The following is a 22,599-nucleotide window of genomic DNA, read 5'->3' on the forward strand; positions in this document are numbered from 1 at the left end:
TGGGGCGGCGGGTGGAGGCCGGCTTACACCGGCAATGCCAGATCGTCGATCAGCGCCTTGAGGAAGCGCGCGGCTTCGCCGCCGGTGCAGGCGCGGTGATCGAAGGTGACCGACAGCGGGATGATCTTGTGCGACTCGAAGCCACCCATCACCGGCGTGACCTGGTGGCGGGCGCGGCCGGCGGCGACGATCGCCACGCACGGCGGTACCACCACCGGCGTGGCGTAGCGGCCGGCGAACATGCCGAAGTTGGACAGCGAGATCGTGTAGCCGCTCAGTTCGGAAGCCGGGATGCTGCGGTCCTCGACCTGCGCGCGCAGGCGGTTGATGCCTTCGCGCACGCCACGCGCATCGAGGATGTCGGCGTTGCGCAGGGCCGGCACGAACAGGCCGTCGTCGGTATCCACCGCGATGCCCACGTCCACCTGCGGATGCAGGGTGCGGCTGAGCTTGTCGCCATCGAACCAGGCGTTCATCGCCGGCACCGCCTTGCAGGCGCGGACGATGGCGCGGATCAGGCGCACGGTGACGTCGTTGCCCGGCGTCCAGGCATGCACGTCGGCATCGTCGCTGAGCGTGGTCGGCACGACCTTGGCATGCGCGTCGGCCATCACCCGCGCCATGTTGCGGCGCACGCCCTTGAGCTGTTCCGGCTGGCCGGTGACCGCCACGCCCGGCGGCTGGGTGCGCATCGGCTTGCCGGAGGCGGACAGCGTGGTGCGCTGCGCGGCTGCGGGAGCCGGCGCCGGGGCGGCTTCGGCCATGGCGGCGCGCACCGGTGCGGCCGGCGCCGCGCCGACACGGGCCGATCCGTCGGCGGCGGCCTGCTTGACGTCGGCCATGGTCACCGCGCCATCGGCGCCGGTCGCGCGCACGCGGGCCAGGTCGACGCCGAGCTTCTTGGCCATCGCGCGCACCGCCGGCATCGCCTTGACGCCGCCGACCGCGACCGCCTGCTCGGTGTGCACGGCGTTGGAGGTCTGCATCGCGCCGACCACGGTGCCGGCGTCGTCGCGTTCGGCTTCGGCGGGTGCGGGTGCGGGTGCGGGCGCTGCGGCGGCCGGAGTTGCGGGAACAGGTTCAGGCGCATGCGGCTTGGCCGGCCCGTGGTGATGGCCGGTGTCCTGGCCTTCCGCGCGCTGGGGCAGGCTGGGATCGGGCTGGAACACCGCCAGCATGCTGCCGGTGACCACCACGTCGCCCGCGCCGCCGGCCAGCTTCAGCACCTTGCCGGAGACCGGCGACGGCACTTCCACGACCGCCTTGGCGGTTTCCATCGACACCAGCGGCTCGTCGAGCCGGATCACGTCGCCTTCCTTGACGAACCACTCGACGATGGTGGCATCGGGCAGGCCTTCGCCCAGATCGGGAAGATTGAAGGTCTTGCTGTCGCTCATTCGGATTTCTCTTGTGCAGGTGTTGCTTGGAAAGGTTCCAGGTTGCGCGCGGGGATCCAGCCGGTGCGGCCGAGTGCGTTCTCGGCCCACCACCAGTCCGCCATCTCGTGGTGCAGGGTCAGGATTTCGCCCTTCTCCGCATCCAGTTCGCGCGTGTCGTATTCGTCCGTCGCGGTGGCCGCGCCATGCTCGGCGTCGAACAGCGCGACCGGAATCCAGCCGCCCAGTCCGCTGGCCAGGCTGGTCCAGACGAACTGCGGCCAGTCGGTGTCGCGTTCGCCCAGCGTCACCGGATCGCCGGGGGCGATCCGGATGGCCGGGCGATCCGGCGCGCGGTGCGTCGCGATGACCCGCGCGCGTTCCATCAGCCGTTGGCCAGGGTGCGCTTGGCCGCGGCGACGATCTTGTCGACGCTCGGCAGGTACTTCATCTCCAGGCGGAACAGCGGGATGTGGGTGTCATAGCCGGTGACGCGCTCGACCGGCGAGAGCAGGTCGTACATCGAATGCTCGGCCAGGCGCGCGGCGATTTCGGCGCCGAAGCCGGCAGTGCGGGGTGCCTCGTGCACGATCACGCAGCGGCCGGTCTTGGACACCGATTCGGCGATGGTGTCGAAGTCCAGCGGACGCAGCGTGGCCACGTCGATGACTTCGGCGCTGATGCCTTCGGCGGCCAGCTTGTCGGCGGCTTCCAGCGCTTCCTTCACCTGCGCGCCCCAGGTCACCAGGGTGACGTCGGTGCCATCACGCAGCACGAAGCACACGTCCAGCGGCAGCGCTTCGCCGTCATCGGCGACCACTTCCTTGTACTGGCGGTAGATGCGCTTGGGCTCCATGTAGATGACCGGATCCGGATCCCGGATCGCCGCCAGCAGCAGGCCGTAGGCACGCTGCGGCGAGGACGGCAGGACGACGCGCAAGCCGGGCACGTTGGTGAAGATAGCCTCGTTGGCCTCGCTGTGGTGCTCCGGCGCGCGGATGCCGCCGCCCCACGGCACGCGCAGCACCATCGGGCAGTGCAGGCGGCCACGGGTGCGGTAACGCATGCGCGCGGCGTGGCAGATGATGTGATCGACCATCGGGTAGACGAAACCGTCGAACTGCGCTTCGGCGACCGGCTTCATGCCCTGCACGGCCAGGCCCACGGTGAGGCCGGCGATGGTGGTTTCGTCGAGTGGGGTGTCGAGGATGCGGTCGGCGCCGAAGCGCTGCTGCAGGCCGGCGGTGGCGCGGAACACGCCGCCGTTCACGCCCACGTCCTCGCCCAGCACGATGACCGAGTCGTCATGCGCGATTTCCCAGGCCAGCGCCTGGGTGATGGCTTCGATCAGGGTGATCGCGGTGGGCGCCGCCACGGTGTCGGCCGCCTTGTGGTTGGCGGTGGTCTTGTTTTCCATCACGGTGCTCATGAGCGGCCCTCCGCGGCGAGCGCGGCGGCCCGTTGCGCCAGCAGTTCCGGCGGCGGATCCGCGTACAGATAGTCGAACATCGCTTCGACCGGCTGCACCGGGGTGTTGAGGTACGCGTTCACTTCCTCGTCTACGCGCGCGCCGCATTCCTCCTTCCACTTGGCCTCTTCGGCCTCGTTCCAGGCACCCTGCGCGACCAGCCAGGTACGCAGGCGGGTCATCGGCTCGCGTTCCCAGGCCGCCTTCACTTCGGCGTCGTCGCGGTAGCGGCGGGCATCGTCGGCGGTGGTGTGGTCGGACAGGCGATAGGTGACGAATTCCAGCACGGTGCCACCCTGGCCCTTGCGCGCGCGCTCGCCGGCGCGGCGCATCGCTTCCAGCACGGCGATAAGATCGTTGCCGTCCACCTGCAGGCAGTGCAGGCCGCCGGCCAGGCCCTTCTGCGCCAGCGTCTGCGCACCGGTCTGGGCCTTGCGCGGCACCGAGATCGCCCAGCCGTTGTTGACCACGCACAGGATCAGCGGCAGCTCGTAGGCGCCGGCCGAATTCAGCGCGGCGTAGAAGTCGGTCTTGGACGAACCGCCGTCGCCACAGGTGGCGACCGCCAGATGTGGCTGGCCACGCAGCTTGAACGCCAGCGCGGCGCCGGCGGCGTGCAGGCACTGGGTGGAAATCGGCACGCTCCAGGCGAAGTCGTGGCGGGCGATCTTGAAATCGTTGCCACGTTCGTCGCCGCCCCAGTACATCAGCACGTCGCGCGGCTGCACGCCACGCATGAACTGCGCGCCATACTCGCGATAGCTGGGGGCGAACACGTCCTCGGGCTTCATCGAGGCGCCGATGCCGACGTGGGTGGCCTCGTGGCCCAGGCAGGAGGCGTAGGTGCCCAGCTTGCCGGTACGTTGCAGCGCGATGGCCTTGGTGTCGAAGGTGCGCACGAACAGCATCTGCTTGAACAGCTCGCGCAGGCGCTGGGTGTCGCGCCCGGCTTCGGGCAGGTCGTCGCGGACGAGCTTGCCGTCCGGGCCGAGGTATTGGAGGAACTCGATTTCGAACTTTGCGGCGATGGTCATGCCGGGTGTCACTCTGCGGATGTTGCGGCGAATGTTGAAGGATCCAATGTTAAGGAACCGGAGCCGACCGGCCTTCCTGCGCTGCAACAACACAGATCCGCACGGTGCGCGGAAATACCGGGAAACGCTGGCGCGTCAGGCGCTTGGCGCCGGCCGCGCGGCGCCCGCGCGGGAATTGTCCGGAGGTTGGACCAGCGCGATTCTGCGCGGAAAAACCCCGGCTTGACGCGCACGCGGGGAAGGTGCACAGGGCGGGCGTACGCGGAAAACCAAGCGTGGAAACGACAAGGGCGCGGCCAGGCCGCGCCCTTGTTCATCCATCACCGGTGCCGCGTCAGCGGATCAGCTGCGCGCGGTTGTTGCCGGTGTCCGGGTCCGGGGTGGCACTCTCCACCTGGGCGGTGAAGGCGAACACCGTGCCGCGCTTGGGCCGGTTCGGAACCACCAGCGCGAACGCCAGCACCTGCGTCGAACCGGAGGCCATCGGCGTGCTGCGCGTGCATTGCGCGGCCGAGCCGGTGGCGGTGTCGGCGGCGCGGCCACACGACCAGCCGCGCGGCGCTGCCACCGCCATGTGGCGTGCCTCGACATTGCTGGCCAGCACCACCTTCACCTGTTCGGCGGAATCCGGGCCGGCGTTGCGCACCGGCACCAGCAAGGTGGCGACGGCGCCGCGGCGGAACGTCGCCGCCCCGCCGAGCAGGCGTACCGACAGGTCGGCCTGCGGCAGCGCGGCCACCGTGACCGCCACGGCGGCGGTGTTGTCGGCATTGGCGGGATCCGGCACCGGCGAGCTGGCCGACACGCCCAGGCCGAGCGCGCCGCCGGCGACGCTGGCCGGCACAGCGACCTGCAGGCTGAAGCCCGCTTCGGCACCGCTGGCCAGCGACGGCGTGGTGCAGGCCAGGCGGGTGCTGCCGCCGGATTGCACCGGCGCTTCGCAGTTCCAGCCCGGGGCGATGGTGCCCAGCACCGGTGTCACGTCCGCGGCGAACACGAAGGCGACTGCGGCGGGCGCCGCCGCGCCCGGACCGGCGTTGCGGACGGTGGCGGTGTAGGACACGGTATCGCCGACCACCGCGCTGGCGCGATCCGCGCTCACCGTCGCCGACAGATCAGCGCGGGCGAAGCCCGGCACGCGGATGGCCAGGCGCACCGGATCGTGATCCGAGGAGCGCAGCGCCACGCTGGCGTCGCCGAAGTTGTCCACGCCGAAATCGGCGTTGATGCGCGCGTGATCCACCTGCACGTCCGCACCCATTACCAGCGCCTCGTTGACCAGCACGTGATCCAGGGTCTGCGCGTTGCCGCCGAAGACATAGGAGTAGCGCTGCGCGGGATCGGCGATCAGCTGCGAACCATCGATCAGCGGCGTGGTCACCGGGCTGGCGGCCCAGGTCAGTACCTGATCGGCCGGCGCCGCGTCGCCACGCAGGATGCCCATCACGTCGACGTAGCCGTCGTTGAACTCGAACGCGTTGAAGTCGCCGACCAGCACGATCTTCTCGTTCGGATCGGCCTGTTGCATCTGCTGCACCAGTCCGCCCAGGTAGGCGGCTTGCGCGGCGCGCTTGGCCCGCACGCGATCGCCACCGGTCGGCCAGCCGTTGCTGCCCGGTGCGGTGTCGTCCATGTCGTTGAGCGAACGCAGGTGGTTGACGATCACGGTGACCGGATAGCCGGCCGCACCGTCCTGGTGGATGCGCGCGCGCAGCCGCAGCGGCGGGCGATCGTTGAGCAGGCTGGTGCTGCCGTCGGGATTGGCCAGCGGGGTGTTCTTGCCGAACTGGGCCACTTCCAGCACTTCCACCCGCGGCGCGCCGCCGGCGGTGGCGCGGGAACTGACCAGGAAGCCGACGTTGATGCCGCCGACGTCGTTGCCCGGTTGCAGATAGGGAACATAGCCCGGGCGGCTGGCGCAGGTGGCGTCAATGCGCTCGGACAGCAACTGCAGCACGCGGGTGTTCTCCACTTCCACCACGCCGAGGATGTCCGGCGTCTTCAGGAAGTCGCAGATCGCCAGCGCCGCCTTGGCCAGGCGTTTGTCCAGCGCGGCCGGGGTCAGGGTGACCGCGCCGTTGCCGTCGGCCACCTCATCGAACAGGCGCAGCAGGTTGAAGCTGCCGATGGTCGCCTCGTCGTAGCGCGCATCCGGGACCGCGCGCGGCGCCATGCCGCCGCTCACCGTCGGCGACGTCGCCGGATCCGGCAGCAGCGCCCAGGTGCCGGAGAAATAGTCGAGCACGCCGGACAGCCCGGTGACGTCGGCACCGGTGTCGACCGACAGCGGCTGCGCGTTGACCTGCCCACGGCTGCGCACCATCAGGCGTTCCTGGTTGGTGTCGAAGCGCGGCGGATGCTTGTCGCCGGGAATCGGGATGATGTCCATGACGCCGATGCCGGGTTCGCGGAACGGACGCGCGACCTCGGGCAGGGTCACGTGGAACACGCCGTCGCTGCTGGCGGTGGCGTCGTTCTCGTCGATGCTGCCCCCCGAGGGTGCCACCACCACCGCGCGAGCCACGCTCACGCGCATGCCTTCGAGGCGTTCCAGCGTGCCGGGCAGGGCGGCGGGTGCCAGATCGGCGGCCGCCAGTTCGACCGGCGCCGGCAACGCCACGCCGGCTTCCAGCACCTCCACGGTCGGACCGGTGATCTGGGTGATGGTCAGCTGGTGCGGATTGGAGGCAGGCACGAACTCGGCCACGGTGCCAGTCACGCGTACGCGGTTGCCGACCGCGGCGCTCGCCGGCGGCGCGCTGCCGGTGAACACGAACAGGCCTTCGGACGTGGCCGGATCGCCATCGTCGTTGGCGGCCTGCAGGAAGAAGCCGTTGTTGAACTTGAGTGCGGTGACCACGCCTTCGGTGATGACCCGCTTCTCCACGTAGGGCGAAGCCAGACCATTGCCCTGAATCTGCGGGATGGTGCGGGCCACCGGTGGATCCGGCGGCGCCGCGCCGCTGTTGCGCGGATTGGGCGTGCCGACGCTGAAGTCGGCGCCGTTGTTCTGGGTGTCAATGCTGCCTTCGCCATTGCGCAGCGCGGCGGTGGTATTGCCCAGCGTGCCGGTCGGGGCCGCGCCCTCGAAGCAGTTGGCCGCACTGCCGAAACCGACGAAGTCGACCAGGTTGGCGTCGGTGAGCGGACATCCGCCGGACAGCGTGGCGGTACTGCGGCTCAGGGCGATCTTGCCGGCGGTGCCGGACAGGGTGAGCGTGCCGGTGGCGTCAGGTGTCGGCAGATCGACGGTACCGCCGTTGCCCTGCGCCTGCTGGATCAGGTAGTAGCCGCCCGGGGCGATGCTGCCGGCGAGGTTGGTGCGGCTCCAGGTGGTGCCGGTGGAGGAGGCGTACTGCACGCTCCATCCGTCCAGGCTGACCGCGCTGGCGCCGTTGTTGCGCAGTTCGATGAAATCGTTCTTCAGCGTGGCACCGCTGTTGCCGCCACCACCGTAGACCTGGCTGACCACCACCTGCGCCTGCGCCGTGGTGGCAAGCAGCAGGGTGGAGACCGAAAACAGCAAGACCGCCATGCGGCGGTTTCGAGGCATGCCCATCAACAGACTCTCCCTGACCGTGAATGCGTGCGCCGCTGCCCGATGCTGCCGTGGCCGGCTCCGGTTGGCGCAATGTAGCGGAAGCCTCCGGCCCGTGCATTGCATGGCGATGACATAAGTCCCGGTTTTTGCAGGCGACCGCCGGCCGGGGAGGGCGCGGTCGGCGGTATCGGTTACGCTGGCGACCCCGCTGCACCCGCAGCCTTGCCCCGCCTGTCGACGGATGTCCGTAGAAAAGAACGAACGCGCCCTGGAAGCCGGCATCCACACCGACCTGGAAGGCCGGTTGACCTACGGCGGCTACCTGCGCCTGGACCGTTTGCTGGCGGCGCAGCAACCGGTGTCCAGCCCGGCCCACCATGACGAGCTACTGTTCATCATCCAGCACCAGGTCTCCGAGCTGTGGATGAAGCTGATGATCCACGAGCTGCGCGCGGCCACCGTGCACCTGCAGCGCGACGAGGTGTGGCAGACCCGCAAGGTGCTGGCGCGCGCCAAGCAGGTGCTGCGCCAGTTGACCGAGCAATGGTCGGTGCTGGAAACGCTGACGCCTTCCGAATACATGGGATTCCGCGATCTGCTGGGGCCGTCATCCGGCTTCCAGTCGCTGCAGTACCGCACCATCGAGTTCCTGCTGGGCAACAAGAACGCCGCGATGCTCAAGGTGTTCGCCCACGATCCCGAAGGACAGGCGCAGCTCCAGCAGATGCTGGAGGCGCCCAGCCTGTACGACGAGTTCCTGCGCTACCTGGCGCGTTTCGGCCACGCGGTGCCGCAGGAGCATCGCGAACGCGACTGGCGCCAGCCGCACGTGTCGGATTCGGCGCTGCTGCCGGTGTTCGAGCGCATCTACGAGGACACCGACCGCTACTGGCGCGAGTACTCGCTGTGCGAGGACCTGGTGGATCTGGAATCGCAGTTCCAGCTCTGGCGCTTCCGCCACATGCGCACGGTGATGCGCATCATCGGCTTCAAGCGCGGCACCGGCGGTTCCAGCGGCGTGGGCTTCCTCAAGCAGGCGCTGGAACTGTCGTTCTTCCCGGAACTGTTCGAGGTCCGGACCTCCATCGACGGCGACCGACCGGCGTCGCCCTGAGCCTCCCAGCTCGGCCCCCGCAGGAAATCCGCGGGTTTTCCGGGCTTTCCGCTGGCCCACCGGCCCCCGTATTCAGGAAAAACGGCATTGACGGAGCCGCGGGCGTCGGTAATTCTCCCCCGTCCCGCGCGACTTTCGCGTGGATTTGTCATTCCTGAATAACGAGGGGGGAGACCGCATGAGCGGTGCCGTCGATACGCAAAACCCGGTGCAACCGATACCGGAATTCCAGCAGGCCCTGGGCCATCCGCGTCCATTGTGGATGCTGTTCATGACAGAATTCTGGGAGCGGTTCGCCTTCTACGGCATCCGCTGGGCGCTGGTGTTGTACATCGTGGCGCAGTTCTACGGCGGCAGCGGCACCGGCGAGACGCCGGCCAACCAGGTCTACGGCGCCTACCTGGCGCTGGTCTATGCGGCGGCCATCTTCGGTGGCTACGTGGCGGACCGGATCATCGGCTACCAGCGCTCGATCCTGCTGGGAGCGGCCATCATGGCGGCCGGCCTGTTCATGATTGCCGTGCCGGACCAGAACATCTTCAAGGTCGGCCTGGCCACCATCATCGCCGGCAATGGCCTGTTCAAGCCGAACATCTCGACTATGGTCGGCAAGCTCTACGCGGTCGGCGACGAGCGCCGCGATTCGGGCTTCACCCTGTTCTACATGGGCATCAACCTGGGCGCGATGATCTCGCCGCTGCTGACCAGCTGGCTGGCCGAGAAGGTGTTCGGCACCGACACGATGCCGGTGTACAAAATCGTGTTCATCACCTCCGGCATCGGCATGCTGATCAGCCTGGTGTGGTTCTGGTTCGGGCGCGCCCAGCTCAAGGGCATCGGCGTGCCGCCGGCGGGTGGCGAGAGCATGGCGCGGCTGGCCATCACGGCGGTCTGCGCAATCGCGGCGATCCCGGTGTTCTATTTCCTGCTGAACCTCGGCGCGGATTCGCTGCAGTGGATCCTCACCGCGATGTTCGTCGGCCTGGCGATCCTGCTGCTGGTAGAAGGCATCCGCAATGGGCCGAAGCAGCGCGACATGGTCATCGCCATGTTGATCATCTTCGCCTTCAATGTCCTGTTCTGGTGCTTCTTCGAACAGGCGGGCAGTTCCTTCAGCTTCCTGGCCGACAAGATCGTCAACCGCGACTTCAACGGCTGGATCTTCCCGGTCGGCTGGTTCCAGTCGGTCAACTCGGTCGCCATCATCACCCTCGCGCCGATCATGGCGTGGCTGTGGGTCAAGATGGGTCGCGCCAATCCGTCGATTCCGCGCAAGTTCGGCCTGGGCCTGATCTTCAACGGCCTGGCCTTCCTGCTGCTGATGTTCGCGCTGTCCAGCCTGGTGGATCCGCAGAGCCTGAAGATTCCGTTCTGGACGCTGTTCGCGGTGTACTGGATCCAGTCCATCGGCGAGTTGTGCCTGTCGCCGATCGGCCTGTCGATGGTGACCAAGCTGGCCCCGGTGCGCCTGGTCGGTTTCGGCATGGGCGGCTGGTTCCTGTCCACCGGTATCGGCAACAACCTGTCCGGCATCTTCGCCAGCCACGTCAGCGGCGAGACCGGCATGACCACCGCTTCGGCGCTGTCCGGCTATACCTTCGGCTTCTGGACCCTGCTCGGCTTCGGCGTGCTGCTGTTCCTGATCGCGCCGCTGGTGCAGAAGCTGATGCATGGCGTGAAGTAAGGCGACAACTGCGAGGCATGAAAAAGGCGGCCCGCGGGCCGCCTTTTTTCTTGCACGCCATCATGCGGCGGCGAGGTTCCGGTTTCAGTCCGACTGCTTCCACGGCGTGGAGCCGGTCATGTGGACCACGCCGTCGGACAGCTTGTCGATCAAGCGACTGATCTGTTCCCGCTCTTCCGGACTGAATCCGGACAGCAGCCGGCGCTCGCATTCCAGGGTCATCGGCGCGACCTCGTCGTAGACCGAGTAGCCGACTTCCGACAGCGCCAGCACCGAGCGGCGGCGGTCGTCGCCATGGGTATCGCGCTTGATCAGGCCGCGTTCCAGCAGCTTGGCCACGGCCCGGCTGACCGCCACCTTGTCCATCGCGGTGCGCTCGGCGACCTCGCCGGCGGACAGGTCCGAGAACCGCCCCAGCACCGCCATGATCCGCCACTCGGTGATGGCCAGGCCGAAGCGCTGGTCGTACAGGTGGGCGATGGTCTGGCTGACCCGGTTGGACAGCACGCTCAGGCGGTAGGGCAGGAAGCGCTCCAGTTCCAGCACGGCATGGGGATGCTCGGCCGGGAGGGGGGCGGGCGGGGCGTCTGGGGTCGGGTTGGGGTCGTTCATGGGGCCGGTTCGGAAAGGAGATGGCGCGGCGCAGCTTGCAAGTAGTTTCAATTGAAACTATAAAGCAGGCTGTCCCACCGCAAGCCTAGCGAGGCGCTCCATGAACGCACAACCCAACCTTGGCATGCAGGTCACCACCTTCGAGAACCCGATGGGTATCGACGGCTTCGAATTCGTCGAATTCGCCGCCCCGGATGGCCAGGGCGAGGCCCTGCACGACTACTTCCGCCGGCTCGGCTTCACCGCCGTGCTGCACCACAAGACCCGTCCGATCACCGTGTACCGCCAGGGCGGAGTGAACTTCCTGGTCAACGAGGATCCGGATTCGTTCGCAGCGGATTTCGCCCGCGCGCACGGTCCTTGCGCCTGTGGCTTCGCGATCCGCTTCAGCAAGCCGGCGGAGCAGGTGTTCGACACCGTCCTCCGCAATGGTGGCGAAGCGATTGATCACAAGCCGGAAACCCGCGCGGTGTCCGCACCGGTGGTCAAGGGCATCGGCGACTGCATGCTGTACCTGGTGGATTGCTATGGCGGCACCGGCAGCATCTACGACGGCGACTACCTGCCGGTGCAGGGCGCTGAGCAGAACCCGAAGGGGTTCGGGCTGACCTTCATCGATCACCTGACCCACAACCTGTTCTTCGGCAACATGGACAAGTGGTCGGACTACTACGAGCGCCTGTTCAACTTCCGCGAGATCCGCTACTTCGACATCAAGGGCGCCAAGACCGGCCTCTTGTCCAAGGCGATGACCGCGCCGGATGGCATCGTGCGCATCCCGCTCAACGAATCTTCTGATCCGAAGTCGCAGATCAACGAATACCTGGACGCGTACAAGGGCGAGGGCATCCAGCACATCGCCTGCTTCACCGACGACATCTACGAGACGGTGGAGGCCATGCGCGATGCGGGCGTCGAGTTCCTCGACACTCCGGACACCTATTTCGACGTGATCGACCAGCGCGTGCCGGATCATGGCGAGGACGTGCCGCGGCTGGCGAAGAACAAGATCCTGATCGACGCCGATCCGGAGACCCACAAGCGCAAACTGCTGCAGATCTTCACCCAGAACGCGATCGGTCCGATCTTCTTCGAGATCATCCAGCGCAAGGGCAACGAAGGCTTCGGCGAAGGCAATTTCCAGGCGTTGTTCGAGAGCATCGAACGCGACCAGATGCGCCGCGGCGTGCTCTGAACCCGGGCGGCGCCTGGCGCCGCTCCCCAGTTCAGGCAAAATCGCGTCATCGGCATCGCCGCGACGACGTCGCGGCCACAGGCAGGCACCATGAAGAGCAGCGGCTACCAAACCGGTTTCGGCAACCACTTCGCCAGCGAGGCCGTGGCCGGCACGCTGCCGATTGGACGCAACTCGCCGCAGCGGGTCGCGCATGGCCTGTACGCGGAGCAGCTCTCGGGCACGGCGTTCACTGCACCGCGCAATGAGAACCGCCGCAGTTGGCTGTACCGGATCCGGCCGGCGGCGATGCATTCGAACTTCGAGGCATTCAACCAGCCGCGCTTCCACAATGATTTCGGCACCGGGCCGGTGACCCCGGATCAGCTGCGCTGGAATCCGCTGCCGCTGCCGGAGGCGTCCACCGATTTCGTCGAGGGCCTGTACACCATGGCCGGCAACGGTTCGGCCGCCGGCCAGCACGGCGTCGGGGTCCATCTGTATGCGGCCAACCGCTCGATGCAGGGCCGGTTTTTCTACGATGCCGATGCCGAGCTGCTGATCGTGCCGCAGCAGGGGCGGTTGCACATCGCCACCGAACTGGGCGTGGTCGAGGTGGAGCCGCAGCAGATCGCGGTGATTCCGCGCGGCGTGCGCTTCCGCGTCGAGCTGCCGGATGGCCCGTCGCGCGGCTACGTGTGCGAAAACTTCGGCGCCGCGCTGCGCCTGCCCGACCTGGGGCCGATCGGCGCCAACGGCCTGGCCAATCCGCGTGATTTCGAAACGCCGCACGCGGCGTACGAAGAAGTGGAAGGCGAGTTCGAATTGATCGCCAAGTTCCAGGGCCACCTGTGGCGCGCGTCGATTGGCCATTCGCCGCTGGACGTGGTCGGCTGGCACGGCAACTACGCGCCGTACCGCTACGACCTGCGCCACTTCAACACCATCGGGTCGATCAGCTTCGATCACCCGGATCCGTCGATCTTCACCGTGCTGACCTCGCCCAGCGACACCCACGGCACCGCCAACCTGGATTTCGTGATCTTCCCGCCGCGCTGGCTGGTGGCGCAGGATACTTTCCGCCCGCCCTGGTTCCACCGCAACATCGCCAGCGAATTCATGGGACTGATCACCGGCGTGTACGACGCCAAGGCGGATGGCTTCGCGCCCGGCGGCGCATCGCTGCACAACTGCATGACCGGGCATGGCCCGGACGCAGCCACTTTCGAGAAGGCCAGCGCCGCGGACCTCAGCAAGCCGGACGTCATCCGCGACACCATGGCCTTCATGTTCGAGACGCGCGCGGTGATCCGCCCCGCGGCGCAGGCGCTGGAAGCCGGGCATCGCCAGCGCGACTACCTGGCCTGCTGGGCCGGATTGCAGAAGCACTTCCGCAAACCGGACTGATCCGTTCGCGACAGGTTCACGGCGACACGCTAGGCTGCGGGCTTTCCCACGGAGCCGCCGCCATGACGTTCGCCCCCAAGCCCGTCCTGCTGACTTTCGCCCTGACGCTGGCGCTGGCCGCCTGCAAGCCGCCGGCCGCGCAGCCACCGGCCGAGGCGGACGCACCGGCTCCCGCGCCGCCGCCGGCCGCGAGCGTTCCCGCCGAATCCACCACTCCGCCCGCCACCGATCCCGCCGCGCCGCCCGCATTGGCCCAGGCCGGGCTGGCGGGTTTCGGCGACATGAAGCTGGGCAGCAGCGAAGACGAGGCCAAGGCTGCCTGGGGCGGCGAGCTCAAGTCGCTGCCGGCGGGCGAGGGCAGTACCTGCCACTATCTGCTGCCGAAGTGGGCGAAGGACGGCAACGAACTGGCCTTCATGATCGAGGACGGCAAGTTCGTCCGCTACGACGTCGGCAACGACAAGGAGACCGCGCCCGGCGGCGGCAAGGTCGGCATGCAGGCCGACGCACTGCAGCAGCTCTACAACGGCGGCCTGCAACCCACGCCGCACAAGTACGTCGAGGGTGGCCGCTACCTGTCGATGGCTGCCAGCGGAGTGGCGCCGAGCAAGCTGGTGTTCGAGGTGGGCGCCGACGGCAAGGTCACCCGTTGGCGAGTGGGCCTGATCCCGCAGGCCGACTACGTGGAAGGCTGCTCCTGAGTTTCCCTCCGCCGACGGTGGCTGGTGGCCGGCCGTCGCGCGGGCATAGAATCGCCCATCGACGCGAGGAGGCGCACGGATGGAAGCATGGGGCTTTTTCCTGCTGGGCCTGGTGCTGCTGGCACTGGGTGGTGATTCCATCGTCAAGGGCGCCTCGGCGCTGGCGCAGCGCCTGGGGGCCTCGCCCTTCGTCGCCGGCCTGCTGCTGATTGCCTTCGGCACCTCGCTGCCGGAACTGGCGGTCAACGCGCGTGCGGCCTGGGTGGGCGCACAGGACCTGGCGCTGGGCAACGTGGTCGGCAGCAACATCGCCAATCTTGGCCTGACCCTGGGCCTGGCCGCGTTGTGCGCGCCGCTGGTGGTGCGGATGCGCCTGCTGTCGCCGCTGCTGCTGTTGCTGGTGGCGGCGACGCTGGCGCTGATCGTGCTCGGCCTGGATGGCGTGATCGGTCGCGTCGAAGGCGGCGTGCTGCTGCTGGCCTTTGTCGCCATGCTCGCCTTCCTGCTGGCGCGTGGCGCGCGCGAGGACGAGGCGGTGCGTGCCGATGTCGCCGCCTATGCCGGTCCTGTGGTTGCCTGGTGGCAGGCGTTGCTGCGCCTGGCTATCGCCATCGCGCTGCTGTACTTCGGCTCGAAATTCATCGTCCAGTCCGCGACCACGCTCGGCGCCGGATTGGGCCTGACGCCGTTGCTGTCCGGCTTGTTGCCGGTGGCGATTGGCACCGCCCTGCCGGAAGTGGCGGCCGCCATCGCGGCGGCGCGGCGCGGGCAGGGCGACATGGTGGCCGGCCACGTGATCGGCTCCAGCCTGTTCAACCTGCTGGTGGTGGTGGGCGGCATGGCGGTGTTCCGCCCGCTGCCGCTGCCGACCTCCTTCGTCCGCCTGGAATTGCCGGCGGCGATCGCCTTCGCGGTGATCCTGCTGCCGATGCTGCGCGGCGACCTGCGCATCAGCCGCGGAGAGGGCGCGCTGCTGACACTGGCGTTCGTGGCCTGGGTGGTGCTGGAAATCGCGCTGCTGGCCTGATCGGCTTCAGGGTCGATCGCCTCTTCAGGCGTGCTCGTCTTCGGCGTGCGTGTCCGCCTGGCCCGGCTCGGGCGGGCGCGTGGCCATCTTCAGCGACAGCGCGGCCTTGGCCATCAGGTGCGCGCTGATCGGCGCGGTGATGAACAGGAACGCGGTGACCAGCAGTTCGCGTGGTTGCGGATCGTGCCCCAGTGAAGCGTGGTAGCCGACCGAGGCCAGCAGCACGCAACCCACGCCCAGCGTGCTGGCCTTGGTCGGGCCATGCAGGCGCTTGAAGAAATCCGAGAGCTTGGCCAGTCCGTAGGATCCGACCAGGATGAAGAAGCTGCCGACGGCGAGCAGCGTCGCGAGCAGTACGGCGATCAGCATGTTCATTCGACGATGTCCCGGCGCAGGATGTACTTGCTCAGCACCACGGTGCCGACGAAGCCGAGCATCGCGATGATCAACGCGGCCTCGAAGTAGATTGGCGTGTCCAGGTGCATGCCGAACAGCATCAGTTCGGCGATGCCGGCCACGAACAGGGTGTCCAGCGCGAGGATACGGTCGGGCACGGTCGGCCCGCGCAGCAGGCGCCACAGCGCCAGCAGCATGGCCAGGCCGACCACGTGCATGGAGCCGACGATGGCCACGGCGACGATGGATTCGGGCGTCATGGGAATATCTCCATCAGGGGCGCTTCGTAGCGGTGCTTGATCTGGACGATGACCGCTTCGGGATCCTTCAGATCGAATACGTGCACGAGCAGGTGGCGGCGGTCATCCGACAGCACCGCCGACAACGTGCCGGGTGTCAGGGTGATGATGCTGGTCAGCGCGGCGATGCCGTGGATGTTGCCGATGTCCAGCGGCACCCAGACGAAGCCGGGCGTGATCGCCGACTCCGGTCCCAGCACGCGGCGCGCGACCTCGATGTTGGAACGGACGATGTCCCAACCCAGCACCCACAGCATGCGCGGCACCTGGCGCAGGCGGCCGATCCGGGCGAACTCGCGATCCAGGCGCGCGGCGAACAGCGGAATGACGATCGCCAGCACCACCGCCAGCACGACGTGCCCCCAGCTGAGCGCCGAGTTCATCAGCAGCCAGAAGCAGAAGATCGTCAGGCTCAGCGGCCAGGAAGGAATCCAGCGCTTCATCAGGGCTTCCTCATCACCGGCAATTGCGCGCGCACCTGTTCCACATAGTCGGCCGGCGACAACAACTGGGCGGCGGCGGCTCGCGTGTAATCCAGGATCGGGGCAGCGGCCAGCACCATCGCCACGCCGTAGCCGAGCAGCAGCACGGTGGCGGCGGTTTCCAGCGTGCGCGCCGGCGCGGCGATCATGCCCGATGGTGCGGGAACCTCGGCGCCCGGAGGCACCCGCCAGAACAGCCGCGTGCCCGCGCGCGCCATGCCGACCAGGACCAGGAAACTGCTCACCAGCAGTGCCGCCCAGATCCAGCGCTGTTCGACCGTGGCCATCAGCAGCACCAGCTTGCCGATGAAACCCGACAGCGGCGGCAGGCCGGCCAGCGATACCGCCGCGATCAGGAACATCAGGCCGGGCAGGGTCTTGGACGGCACCGGCAGTCCGCGATCCCCGCGATCGCCATCGGCGCCGCGCTGGCGCCGGACCAGATCCGCGATCAGGAACAGCGACGCGCCGGCGAAGGTGCTGTGCGCCAGGTAGTAGAGTCCCGCGCCGATGGTGCCTTCGCGGGCCAGTGCGAAGGCGATGAACAAGGTCGCCGCCGACACCAGCACCAGGTAGGCCGCCAGTGCGCGCAGCCTGACCGCTGCCATCACTCCCAGCGAGGCCAGGGCCAGCGTGATCACGCCGGCCGGCAGCAGCCAGTCCCAGGCGAATCCGGCCAGCGCGCCGGCCGACGCGCCGAACAGCAGCAGACATACCCGCAGCACCGCGTACAGGCCGACCTTGGTCATGATCGCGAACAGTCCCGCGACCGCGGCCGGTGCGTGGGTGTAGGTCTGCGGCAGCCACAGGTACATCGGCAGCAGCGCGGCCTTGGTGCAGAACACCAGCAGCAGCAGGCCGGCGGCGGCCTGGATCAGAGGCAGATCGGCGGTCGGCGCCTGCGCGATCTTCGTCGACATCTCGGCCATGTTGAGCGAGCCGAGCAGCGCGTAAAGCAGGCCCAGCGCCATCAGGAACAGGGTCGAGGCGGCGATGTTGACGCTGACGTAGTGGAAACCGGCGTGCATGCGATCGCCGCGCCCGCCGCTGAGCATCAGTCCGTACGAGGCGATCAGCAGCACTTCGAAGAATACGAACAGGTTGAACAGATCGCCGGTCAGGAACGCGCCGTTCAGGCCCATCAGCTGGAACTGGAAGAAGGCGTGGAAATGCGGCGCGCGCCGATCCCAGCCGGCGCCGGCGTGCAGCAGGCAGGCCACCGCCAGCAGCGCGGACACCAGCACCATCATCGCCGACAGGCGATCCACCATCAGGCTGATGCCCAGCCGCGCCGGCCAGTCGCCCAGCAGATAGACCAGCACCGTGCCGTCCGCGACCGCGCGCAGCAGGCACACGGCCACCAGCACCTGCGCGGCCAGCGAGACACCGGCAATCAAACGTTGCGGCACCATGCCGAAACGGCGGTGCTCGGCGAACAACGCCAGCGCCGCGGCGAACAGCGGGATCAGGATCGGCAGCAGCGGCAGGTGGCTCATGCCTTCCTCCGCCGGTCTTCGTGGTAGCTGTCCACGCGCGCCTCGTGCAGGCGTTCGCCGGCGGCGCCGTCGACGTGATCGCTGCCGTTGTCGGCGCGGCTGCGGATCGCCAGCACGATGCTGACCGCGGTCATCGCGAACGCGATCACGATCGCGGTCAGCACCAGCGCCTGCGGCAGCGGGTCTGTGTAGTAGGCGAGGGTGGTCGCCACGCCGTCGCGCAGCACCGGCGGCTTGCCGGCCACTACCCGGCCACCGGCGAAGATCAGCAGATTGGTGGCGTAGGAGAGCAGGGTCATCCCGAGGATGACGTCGAAGGTGCGCGCGCGCAGCAGCAGGTACACGCCGGAGGCGGTGAGCAGCCCAATCGCGCAGGCCAGGGCGAGTTCCATCAGCGTTCCACCTCGCCGGTCCGGAGTGAGCGCCGGTCAAGATCGATGACACCATCGCGCGCTTCCCGCGTGCGCGAGGGTTTGATCGTGCCCAGCATCGAGAGAATCAGCATCGCGCCGCCGAACACCACCAGGTAGACACCGGTGTCGAACACCATCGCGCTGGTCAGCTCCAGGTCCCCGATCAGCGGCAGCGTCCATACGACGTGGCCGCTGGTGAGGAACGGGTACCCCAGCAGCAGCGGCGCGACCCCGCCCAGCCCCGCCACCAGCAGGCCCACGCCGATGCAGCGCACGTAATCGAAACCGAAGCGCGACTCGACCGAGGCCGCGCCCTGCATGACGTACTGCATCAGCAGCGGCACCGCCAGCACCAGACCGGCGACGAAGCCGCCGCCGGGGGCGTTGTGCCCGCGCAGGAACAGGAAGAACGAGACGGTGAGTGTCAGCGGGAACATGATCTGGGCCAGATCCGCCGGCACCGGCAGTGGAATCGGCGGGCCGGGCATGATCTTCTCCGGCGCCATCCGCGCGCGCCGCAGCAGCGCGTGCACCAGCAGGGCGGCGATGCCGAACACGGTGATCTCGCCGAAGGTATCGAAGCCGCGGAAGTCGACCAGGATCACGTTGACCACATTGTGGCCGAACGCTTCGGGCAGCGAGCGCGCCAGCATCTCCTCGCCGATGCCGCCGGCCGGCCGGGTCATCGCCGCGTAGGCCAGCACCGCCACGCCGGTACCGGCGACCAGCGCGATCACGATATCGCGCCAGCGCCGCGCGGCATTGCGCTCCGGCGGTGAGCGGAACGGCAGGTAATGCATGCCGAGCAGCAGCAGCGGCAGGCTGACCATTTCCACCAGCAGTTGGGTCAGCGCCAGATCCGGCGCCGACAGGAACACGAAGGTCAGGCTGACCGCCAGCCCCGCGCCGCCCAGCAGGATCAGCACCACCAGGCGCTGCCGGTACCAGCGCAGCGAGGTGATCGCGCAAGCCGCCAGCACCAGCCACAGCACCCAGCCCAGCGGCGGCATCGGTTGCGACGCGCGCCATTCGATGGAAGCGCCGCCGGACAGGAACGGCGCCAGTCCGACCGCGATCGCGGCCAGCACCAGCCAGGCCAGGCTGCGCTGCAGGCTGCCGTTGGCGAGGCGCCGGGTCAGGCGCTGCGCCAGCGCGAACAGCGCCTCGACGTTGAACAGGAAGATGCGCCGCCCCAGCGACTGGCGGACGATCGCGTGCAGATCCAGCAACCGGCGCAGGCCGAAGTACAGCGCCACGCCGCCGACCAGGCTGACCACGCTCATCAGCAGCGGCAGGTTGAAGCCGTGCCAGACCGCCAGGCTGTAGGTCGGCGCGGCGGCGCCGAGCGTGCCGCGCACCGCAGCCTCCAGCACCGGGGCGATGGTCCAGGCCGGGACGATGCCCACGATCAGGCACAGCACCACCAGGATCTCGACCGGGATCTTCATCCAGCGCGCGGGCTCGTGCGGTTCGTGTTCCAGTGCGCGCGGGCCCTTGCCGAAGAACGTGTCGTGGACGAAACGCAGGCTGTAGGCGACGCCGAAGATGCCGGCCAGCACCGCGACCAGGCTCATCGCCGAGCGCATGGTCGCGTGCGCGTCGCTCATGTCCAGCGTCTCGGCGAAGAACATTTCCTTGGACAGGAAGCCGTTGAGCAACGGCACGCCGGCCATCGCCAGGCTGGCGATGATTGCCAGCGCGCTGGTAAACGGCAGGTAGTGGCGCAGGCCGCCGAGCCGGCGCATGTCGCGGGTTCCGGTTTCGTGGTCGATGATGCCCGCGGCCATGAACAGCGACGCCTTGAACACCGCGTGGTTGAGGATGTGGAAGAGGCCCGCGACCACCGCCATCGGCGTGGAGAGGCCGAACAGCAAGGTGATCAGGCCCAGGTGCGAGATGGTCGAATAGGCCAGCAGGCCCTTGATGTCCTGCTGGAAGATCGCCTGCCAGGCGCCGATCAGCAGCGTGGCCGCGCCGATCGCGCTGACCAGGTAGAAGAACAGTTCGCTGCCTGCCAGGGCGGGATGCAGGCGCGCCAGGAGGAACACGCCGGCCTTCACCATCGTCGCCGAATGCAGGTAGGCCGAGACCGGCGTCGGCGCGGCCATCGCGTGCGGCAGCCAGAAGTGGAACGGAAACTGCGCGCTCTTGGTGAACACGCCCATCAGTACCAGCACCAGGGTCAGCGGATACAGCGCGTGCGCGCGGATCTGCGGTCCGGCCGCGAGCACGTCGTCCAGCTGGTAGCTGCCGACGATATGGCCCAGCAGCAGCGCACCGGCCAGCAGCGCCAGGCCGCCGCCGCCGGTGATCGCCAGCGCCATGCGCGCGCCCTCGCGGGCATCCTGGCGCTGGTGCCAGTAACCGATCAGCAGGAAGGAGCTGATGCTGGTCATCTCCCAGAACACCAGCAGCAGGATCAGGTTGCCGGCCAGCACCACGCCGAGCATCGAGCCCATGAACAACAGCAGGTACGCATACAGGCGCACCGCCGAATCGCGTGGACTCAGGTAGTAATGCGCGTACATCACCACCAGCGCGCCGATCGCCAGCACCAGTCCGGCGAAGGTCCAGGCCAGGCCGTCCAGGCGCAGGCCGAAGGCGAGGCCGATCTGGGGAATCCAGGGATGTTCGGCGCGGACGACGCCGCCTTGCAGGATCTCCGGCGTCATCGTCGCCAGCAGGCCCAGGCCGAGCAGCGGCGCCGCGCCGGCCAGCCATGCCGCCATGCTGCGCGACTTGGGTCGCCACAGCGCGATGAGCAGGGCGATCAGGAACGGCAGGCACAGGAGCAGGTCGAGAGATGCGGACACTCGTCGGACTTCGATGGCGGGTGTTGACCCGAGTTTAACAGGGCAATGCACGTGGAATGGCGGCTTCGCTATGCTGTGCGGCCGATCGCGGCGATCCCGTTCACCCACAAGGAAACGCGCCTCCCATGTCCCAGCCCACCCGCAACGCCCTGGTTTTCGGTGGCACCGGCCAGATCGGACGGGCGCTGCTGGCGCGGCTGCGGACCGATGGCTGGCGGATCCTGGCGGTGTCGCGGCAAGCGCAGGCGGCGGATGACGATGGCGTGCATTGGCTGCAAGGTGAGTTCGATGACATGCCGCCACTTCCGGATCGCGTCGATGCGATTTTCAGCACCGGTCCGCTGGATCGGTTTTCCCGCTGGTATGCCGACGCGGCACTCGCCTGTCCGCGGGTGGTGGCGTTCGGATCGACCAGCGTGGAAACCAAGCAGGCGTCGGCCGATGCCGGCGAGCGCGATCTGGCCGGACGCCTGCGCGACGCCGAAGCGCGGGTGTTCGCCGCCGCGCAGGCGCGCGATGCGCAGGCCACACTGCTGCGTCCCACCCTGGTGTACGGCGCGGGCCGTGATCAGACCCTGTCGCGGATCGCGGCGATGGCGCGCCGCAGTGGTTTCTTCGTGCTGCCTGGCGACGCGCGCGGCCGGCGCCAGCCGGTCCATGTAGGAGATCTGGCCGCGGCGGCGCAGGCGGTGGTGGACACGCCGGCGACGCACGGGCGCGCTTATGCGCTGCCGGGTGGCGAGACGCTGGAGTATCGCGAGATGGTGCGCAGGACGCTGGCGGCGCTGCGGCCCGCGCCACGGTTGATCGTGCTGCCGCCGTCGGTGTTCGCGGTCGTGGTCGCGGCGGCGCGGTGGAGCGGACGCCTGCAGGGATTGAGTGGCGCGGCGGTGGCCCGCATGCGCGGGGATCTGGTGTTCGACGCCGGACCGGCGCAGCGTGATTTCGGTTACGCGCCGCGCGTCTTCAAGCCGGATGCCGGCATGCTGCCGCCGTGAGCGCCGGGCGTCGCATTCAGTAGCGCCAGCCCATCACCCGGTAGAACTTGGCCAGCACCCAGGCCGGGCCGATCAGCAGGTAGGTGAGATCGGTGAGGAAGCTCGGCTTGCGGCCTTCGATCTTGTGGCCGATGAACTGCGCGACCCAGGCGATCACGAAAACGCCCAGCGCCAGCCAGAACAGATTGGCCACCCCCAGCACGCCTTCCAGCCAGCGGGTCAGCCAGGCCATCGCCACGAAGATCGCCAGCATGCCCAGGCCGAGCGGGCGCGACATCCGGTTGTAGAACATCCAGGCGCCGAACATCGCCAGCGCCGCCCAGATGCCGGATTTCATCCAGGTGCCGAACACCGGGATGCACCACAGCAGCGCGACCACCGTCCACAGGATGGCGGGGACGGCGAAGAGGTGGATCTTCTGGTTGGTGACGTTCTGGTGGTCGCCGGAATAACTGGCGAACCAGCGGTCCACCGGGCGTTGCGCGGTCGCGTTCATGCATCCCTCCCGAGGATGTCGATGCGGCAGGGTATGGAGCATAGCGCAGGCGCGGGCGGCGCGCGTCG

At 68.3% G+C, this 22,599-nt stretch carries 19 protein-coding genes and 1 pseudogene; 7 read left to right on the top strand and 13 right to left on the bottom strand.

Annotated features, from left to right (window positions below; translation table 11 throughout):
• Nucleotides 1-23: 23 nt before the first annotated feature.
• From FG323_RS15110 to FG323_RS15130, 5 genes are all read right to left on the bottom strand, one after another.
• Nucleotides 24-1,397 (bottom strand): dihydrolipoamide acetyltransferase family protein, encoded by a 1,374-nt coding sequence (locus FG323_RS15110; RefSeq protein ID WP_141455534.1) that lies wholly within the window; start codon nucleotides 1,395-1,397, stop codon nucleotides 24-26.
• Nucleotides 1,394-1,762 (bottom strand): SH3 domain-containing protein, encoded by a 369-nt coding sequence (locus FG323_RS15115; protein WP_141455535.1) that lies wholly within the window; start codon nucleotides 1,760-1,762, stop codon nucleotides 1,394-1,396. The genes FG323_RS15110 and FG323_RS15115 overlap by 4 nt, the downstream gene beginning before the upstream one ends.
• The gene (locus FG323_RS15120; protein WP_141455647.1) at nucleotides 1,762-2,793 is read right to left on the bottom strand and encodes an alpha-ketoacid dehydrogenase subunit beta; all 1,032 of its coding nucleotides are present in this window, start codon (nucleotides 2,791-2,793) and stop codon (nucleotides 1,762-1,764) included. Before FG323_RS15120 ends, FG323_RS15115 begins: the two co-directional genes overlap by 1 nt.
• Nucleotides 2,794-2,801: 8 nt before the next feature.
• The gene (gene pdhA, locus FG323_RS15125) at nucleotides 2,802-3,878 is read right to left on the bottom strand and encodes a pyruvate dehydrogenase (acetyl-transferring) E1 component subunit alpha (protein WP_141455536.1); all 1,077 of its coding nucleotides are present in this window, start codon (nucleotides 3,876-3,878) and stop codon (nucleotides 2,802-2,804) included.
• A gap of 334 nt (nucleotides 3,879-4,212) precedes the next feature.
• Nucleotides 4,213-7,413, bottom strand: a complete 3,201-nt coding sequence (locus FG323_RS15130) for a lamin tail domain-containing protein (protein ID WP_181444252.1) — start codon at nucleotides 7,411-7,413, stop codon at nucleotides 4,213-4,215.
• 247 nt (nucleotides 7,414-7,660) lie between these two features.
• Between FG323_RS15130 and FG323_RS15135 the strand changes: the two genes are divergently transcribed.
• Together FG323_RS15135 and FG323_RS15140 are read left to right on the top strand one after the other, a co-directional pair.
• On the top strand, nucleotides 7,661-8,533 hold the full coding sequence (locus FG323_RS15135; protein WP_141455538.1) for a tryptophan 2,3-dioxygenase family protein: 873 nt from the start codon (nucleotides 7,661-7,663) through the stop codon (nucleotides 8,531-8,533).
• 178 nt (nucleotides 8,534-8,711) lie between these two features.
• Nucleotides 8,712-10,217 (top strand): oligopeptide:H+ symporter, encoded by a 1,506-nt coding sequence (locus tag FG323_RS15140; RefSeq protein WP_141455539.1) that lies wholly within the window; start codon nucleotides 8,712-8,714, stop codon nucleotides 10,215-10,217.
• Between the two features lie 84 nt (nucleotides 10,218-10,301).
• On the opposite strand, the gene FG323_RS15145 is transcribed toward FG323_RS15140, so the two are convergent.
• Nucleotides 10,302-10,829, bottom strand: a complete 528-nt coding sequence (locus tag FG323_RS15145) for a MarR family winged helix-turn-helix transcriptional regulator (protein ID WP_141455540.1) — start codon at nucleotides 10,827-10,829, stop codon at nucleotides 10,302-10,304.
• Nucleotides 10,830-10,929: 100 nt separating this feature from the next.
• Here FG323_RS15145 and hppD point away from each other — a divergent pair, with 100 nt between their 5' ends.
• From hppD to FG323_RS15165, 4 genes are all read left to right on the top strand, one after another.
• On the top strand, nucleotides 10,930-12,024 hold the full coding sequence (gene hppD, locus FG323_RS15150) for a 4-hydroxyphenylpyruvate dioxygenase (protein WP_181444253.1): 1,095 nt from the start codon (nucleotides 10,930-10,932) through the stop codon (nucleotides 12,022-12,024).
• Nucleotides 12,025-12,114: 90 nt separating this feature from the next.
• Nucleotides 12,115-13,410 (top strand): homogentisate 1,2-dioxygenase, encoded by a 1,296-nt coding sequence (gene hmgA / locus FG323_RS15155; protein ID WP_141455541.1) that lies wholly within the window; start codon nucleotides 12,115-12,117, stop codon nucleotides 13,408-13,410.
• A 62-nt stretch (nucleotides 13,411-13,472) separates the two neighbouring features.
• A complete protein-coding gene (locus FG323_RS15160; protein ID WP_141455542.1) occupies nucleotides 13,473-14,111 on the top strand; it encodes a lectin in 639 nt (212 codons plus the stop codon).
• A 79-nt stretch (nucleotides 14,112-14,190) separates the two neighbouring features.
• On the top strand, nucleotides 14,191-15,138 hold the full coding sequence (locus FG323_RS15165; protein WP_141455543.1) for a calcium/sodium antiporter: 948 nt from the start codon (nucleotides 14,191-14,193) through the stop codon (nucleotides 15,136-15,138).
• 90 nt (nucleotides 15,139-15,228) lie between these two features.
• On the opposite strand, the pseudogene FG323_RS15170 reads toward FG323_RS15165, so the two are convergent.
• From FG323_RS15170 to FG323_RS15195, 6 genes and pseudogenes are all read right to left on the bottom strand, one after another.
• A pseudogene (locus FG323_RS15170) lies at nucleotides 15,229-15,513 on the bottom strand (Na+/H+ antiporter subunit G); the annotation flags it as partial.
• On the bottom strand, nucleotides 15,510-15,794 hold the full coding sequence (locus FG323_RS15175; protein WP_141455545.1) for a K+/H+ antiporter subunit F: 285 nt from the start codon (nucleotides 15,792-15,794) through the stop codon (nucleotides 15,510-15,512). The pseudogene FG323_RS15170 and the gene FG323_RS15175, both read right to left, overlap by 4 nt.
• On the bottom strand, nucleotides 15,791-16,276 hold the full coding sequence (locus FG323_RS15180) for a Na+/H+ antiporter subunit E (protein ID WP_141455546.1): 486 nt from the start codon (nucleotides 16,274-16,276) through the stop codon (nucleotides 15,791-15,793). The genes FG323_RS15175 and FG323_RS15180 overlap by 4 nt, the downstream gene beginning before the upstream one ends.
• Nucleotides 16,276-17,811, bottom strand: coding sequence for a monovalent cation/H+ antiporter subunit D (locus tag FG323_RS15185; RefSeq protein ID WP_141455547.1), 1,536 nt, complete (start codon nucleotides 17,809-17,811; stop codon nucleotides 16,276-16,278). The genes FG323_RS15180 and FG323_RS15185 overlap by 1 nt, the downstream gene beginning before the upstream one ends.
• Nucleotides 17,808-18,203 (bottom strand): Na+/H+ antiporter subunit C, encoded by a 396-nt coding sequence (locus tag FG323_RS15190; RefSeq protein WP_141455548.1) that lies wholly within the window; start codon nucleotides 18,201-18,203, stop codon nucleotides 17,808-17,810. The genes FG323_RS15185 and FG323_RS15190 overlap by 4 nt, the downstream gene beginning before the upstream one ends.
• Nucleotides 18,203-21,037: a monovalent cation/H+ antiporter subunit A gene (locus FG323_RS15195; protein WP_141455549.1), complete on the bottom strand. Its 2,835-nt coding sequence runs from the start codon at nucleotides 21,035-21,037 to the stop codon at nucleotides 18,203-18,205. The genes FG323_RS15190 and FG323_RS15195 overlap by 1 nt, the downstream gene beginning before the upstream one ends.
• A gap of 125 nt (nucleotides 21,038-21,162) precedes the next feature.
• On the opposite strand from FG323_RS15195, the gene FG323_RS15200 reads away from it, so the two are divergent.
• Nucleotides 21,163-22,035, top strand: coding sequence for an NAD-dependent epimerase/dehydratase family protein (locus FG323_RS15200; protein ID WP_141455550.1), 873 nt, complete (start codon nucleotides 21,163-21,165; stop codon nucleotides 22,033-22,035).
• 16 nt (nucleotides 22,036-22,051) lie between these two features.
• On the opposite strand, the gene FG323_RS15205 is transcribed toward FG323_RS15200, so the two are convergent.
• Nucleotides 22,052-22,531 carry an Mpo1-like protein gene (locus tag FG323_RS15205; protein WP_141455551.1) on the bottom strand — a complete coding sequence of 160 codons (480 nt, stop codon included), beginning with the start codon at nucleotides 22,529-22,531 and terminating at the stop codon, nucleotides 22,052-22,054.
• Nucleotides 22,532-22,599: the final 68 nt, after the last annotated feature.

Source organism: Pseudoxanthomonas sp. z9 (assembly GCF_006542425.1).
GTDB lineage: Bacteria > Pseudomonadota > Gammaproteobacteria > Xanthomonadales > Xanthomonadaceae > Pseudoxanthomonas_A.

Bases quoted from the DNA above. Each gene is read 5' to 3' on its own strand.
- FG323_RS15130 (WP_181444252.1), bottom strand. From the start codon at position 7,413: ATGGCGGTCTTGCTGTTTTCGGTCTCCACCCTGCTGCTTGCCACCACG.
- FG323_RS15140 (WP_141455539.1), top strand. From the start codon at position 8,712: ATGAGCGGTGCCGTCGATACGCAAAACCCGGTGCAACCGATACCGGAA.
- FG323_RS15180 (WP_141455546.1), bottom strand. From the start codon at position 16,276: ATGAAGCGCTGGATTCCTTCCTGGCCGCTGAGCCTGACGATCTTCTGC.
- FG323_RS15175 (WP_141455545.1), bottom strand. From the start codon at position 15,794: ATGACGCCCGAATCCATCGTCGCCGTGGCCATCGTCGGCTCCATGCAC.
- FG323_RS15115 (WP_141455535.1), bottom strand. From the start codon at position 1,762: ATGGAACGCGCGCGGGTCATCGCGACGCACCGCGCGCCGGATCGCCCG.
- hmgA (WP_141455541.1), top strand. From the start codon at position 12,115: ATGAAGAGCAGCGGCTACCAAACCGGTTTCGGCAACCACTTCGCCAGC.
- pdhA (WP_141455536.1), bottom strand. From the start codon at position 3,878: ATGACCATCGCCGCAAAGTTCGAAATCGAGTTCCTCCAATACCTCGGC.
- FG323_RS15190 (WP_141455548.1), bottom strand. From the start codon at position 18,203: ATGGAACTCGCCCTGGCCTGCGCGATTGGGCTGCTCACCGCCTCCGGC.
- FG323_RS15135 (WP_141455538.1), top strand. From the start codon at position 7,661: ATGTCCGTAGAAAAGAACGAACGCGCCCTGGAAGCCGGCATCCACACC.
- FG323_RS15185 (WP_141455547.1), bottom strand. From the start codon at position 17,811: ATGAGCCACCTGCCGCTGCTGCCGATCCTGATCCCGCTGTTCGCCGCG.
- FG323_RS15165 (WP_141455543.1), top strand. From the start codon at position 14,191: ATGGAAGCATGGGGCTTTTTCCTGCTGGGCCTGGTGCTGCTGGCACTG.
- FG323_RS15200 (WP_141455550.1), top strand. From the start codon at position 21,163: ATGTCCCAGCCCACCCGCAACGCCCTGGTTTTCGGTGGCACCGGCCAG.
- FG323_RS15145 (WP_141455540.1), bottom strand. From the start codon at position 10,829: ATGAACGACCCCAACCCGACCCCAGACGCCCCGCCCGCCCCCCTCCCG.
- FG323_RS15160 (WP_141455542.1), top strand. From the start codon at position 13,473: ATGACGTTCGCCCCCAAGCCCGTCCTGCTGACTTTCGCCCTGACGCTG.
- FG323_RS15110 (WP_141455534.1), bottom strand. From the start codon at position 1,397: ATGAGCGACAGCAAGACCTTCAATCTTCCCGATCTGGGCGAAGGCCTG.
- hppD (WP_181444253.1), top strand. From the start codon at position 10,930: ATGAACGCACAACCCAACCTTGGCATGCAGGTCACCACCTTCGAGAAC.
- FG323_RS15120 (WP_141455647.1), bottom strand. From the start codon at position 2,793: ATGGAAAACAAGACCACCGCCAACCACAAGGCGGCCGACACCGTGGCG.
- FG323_RS15205 (WP_141455551.1), bottom strand. From the start codon at position 22,531: ATGAACGCGACCGCGCAACGCCCGGTGGACCGCTGGTTCGCCAGTTAT.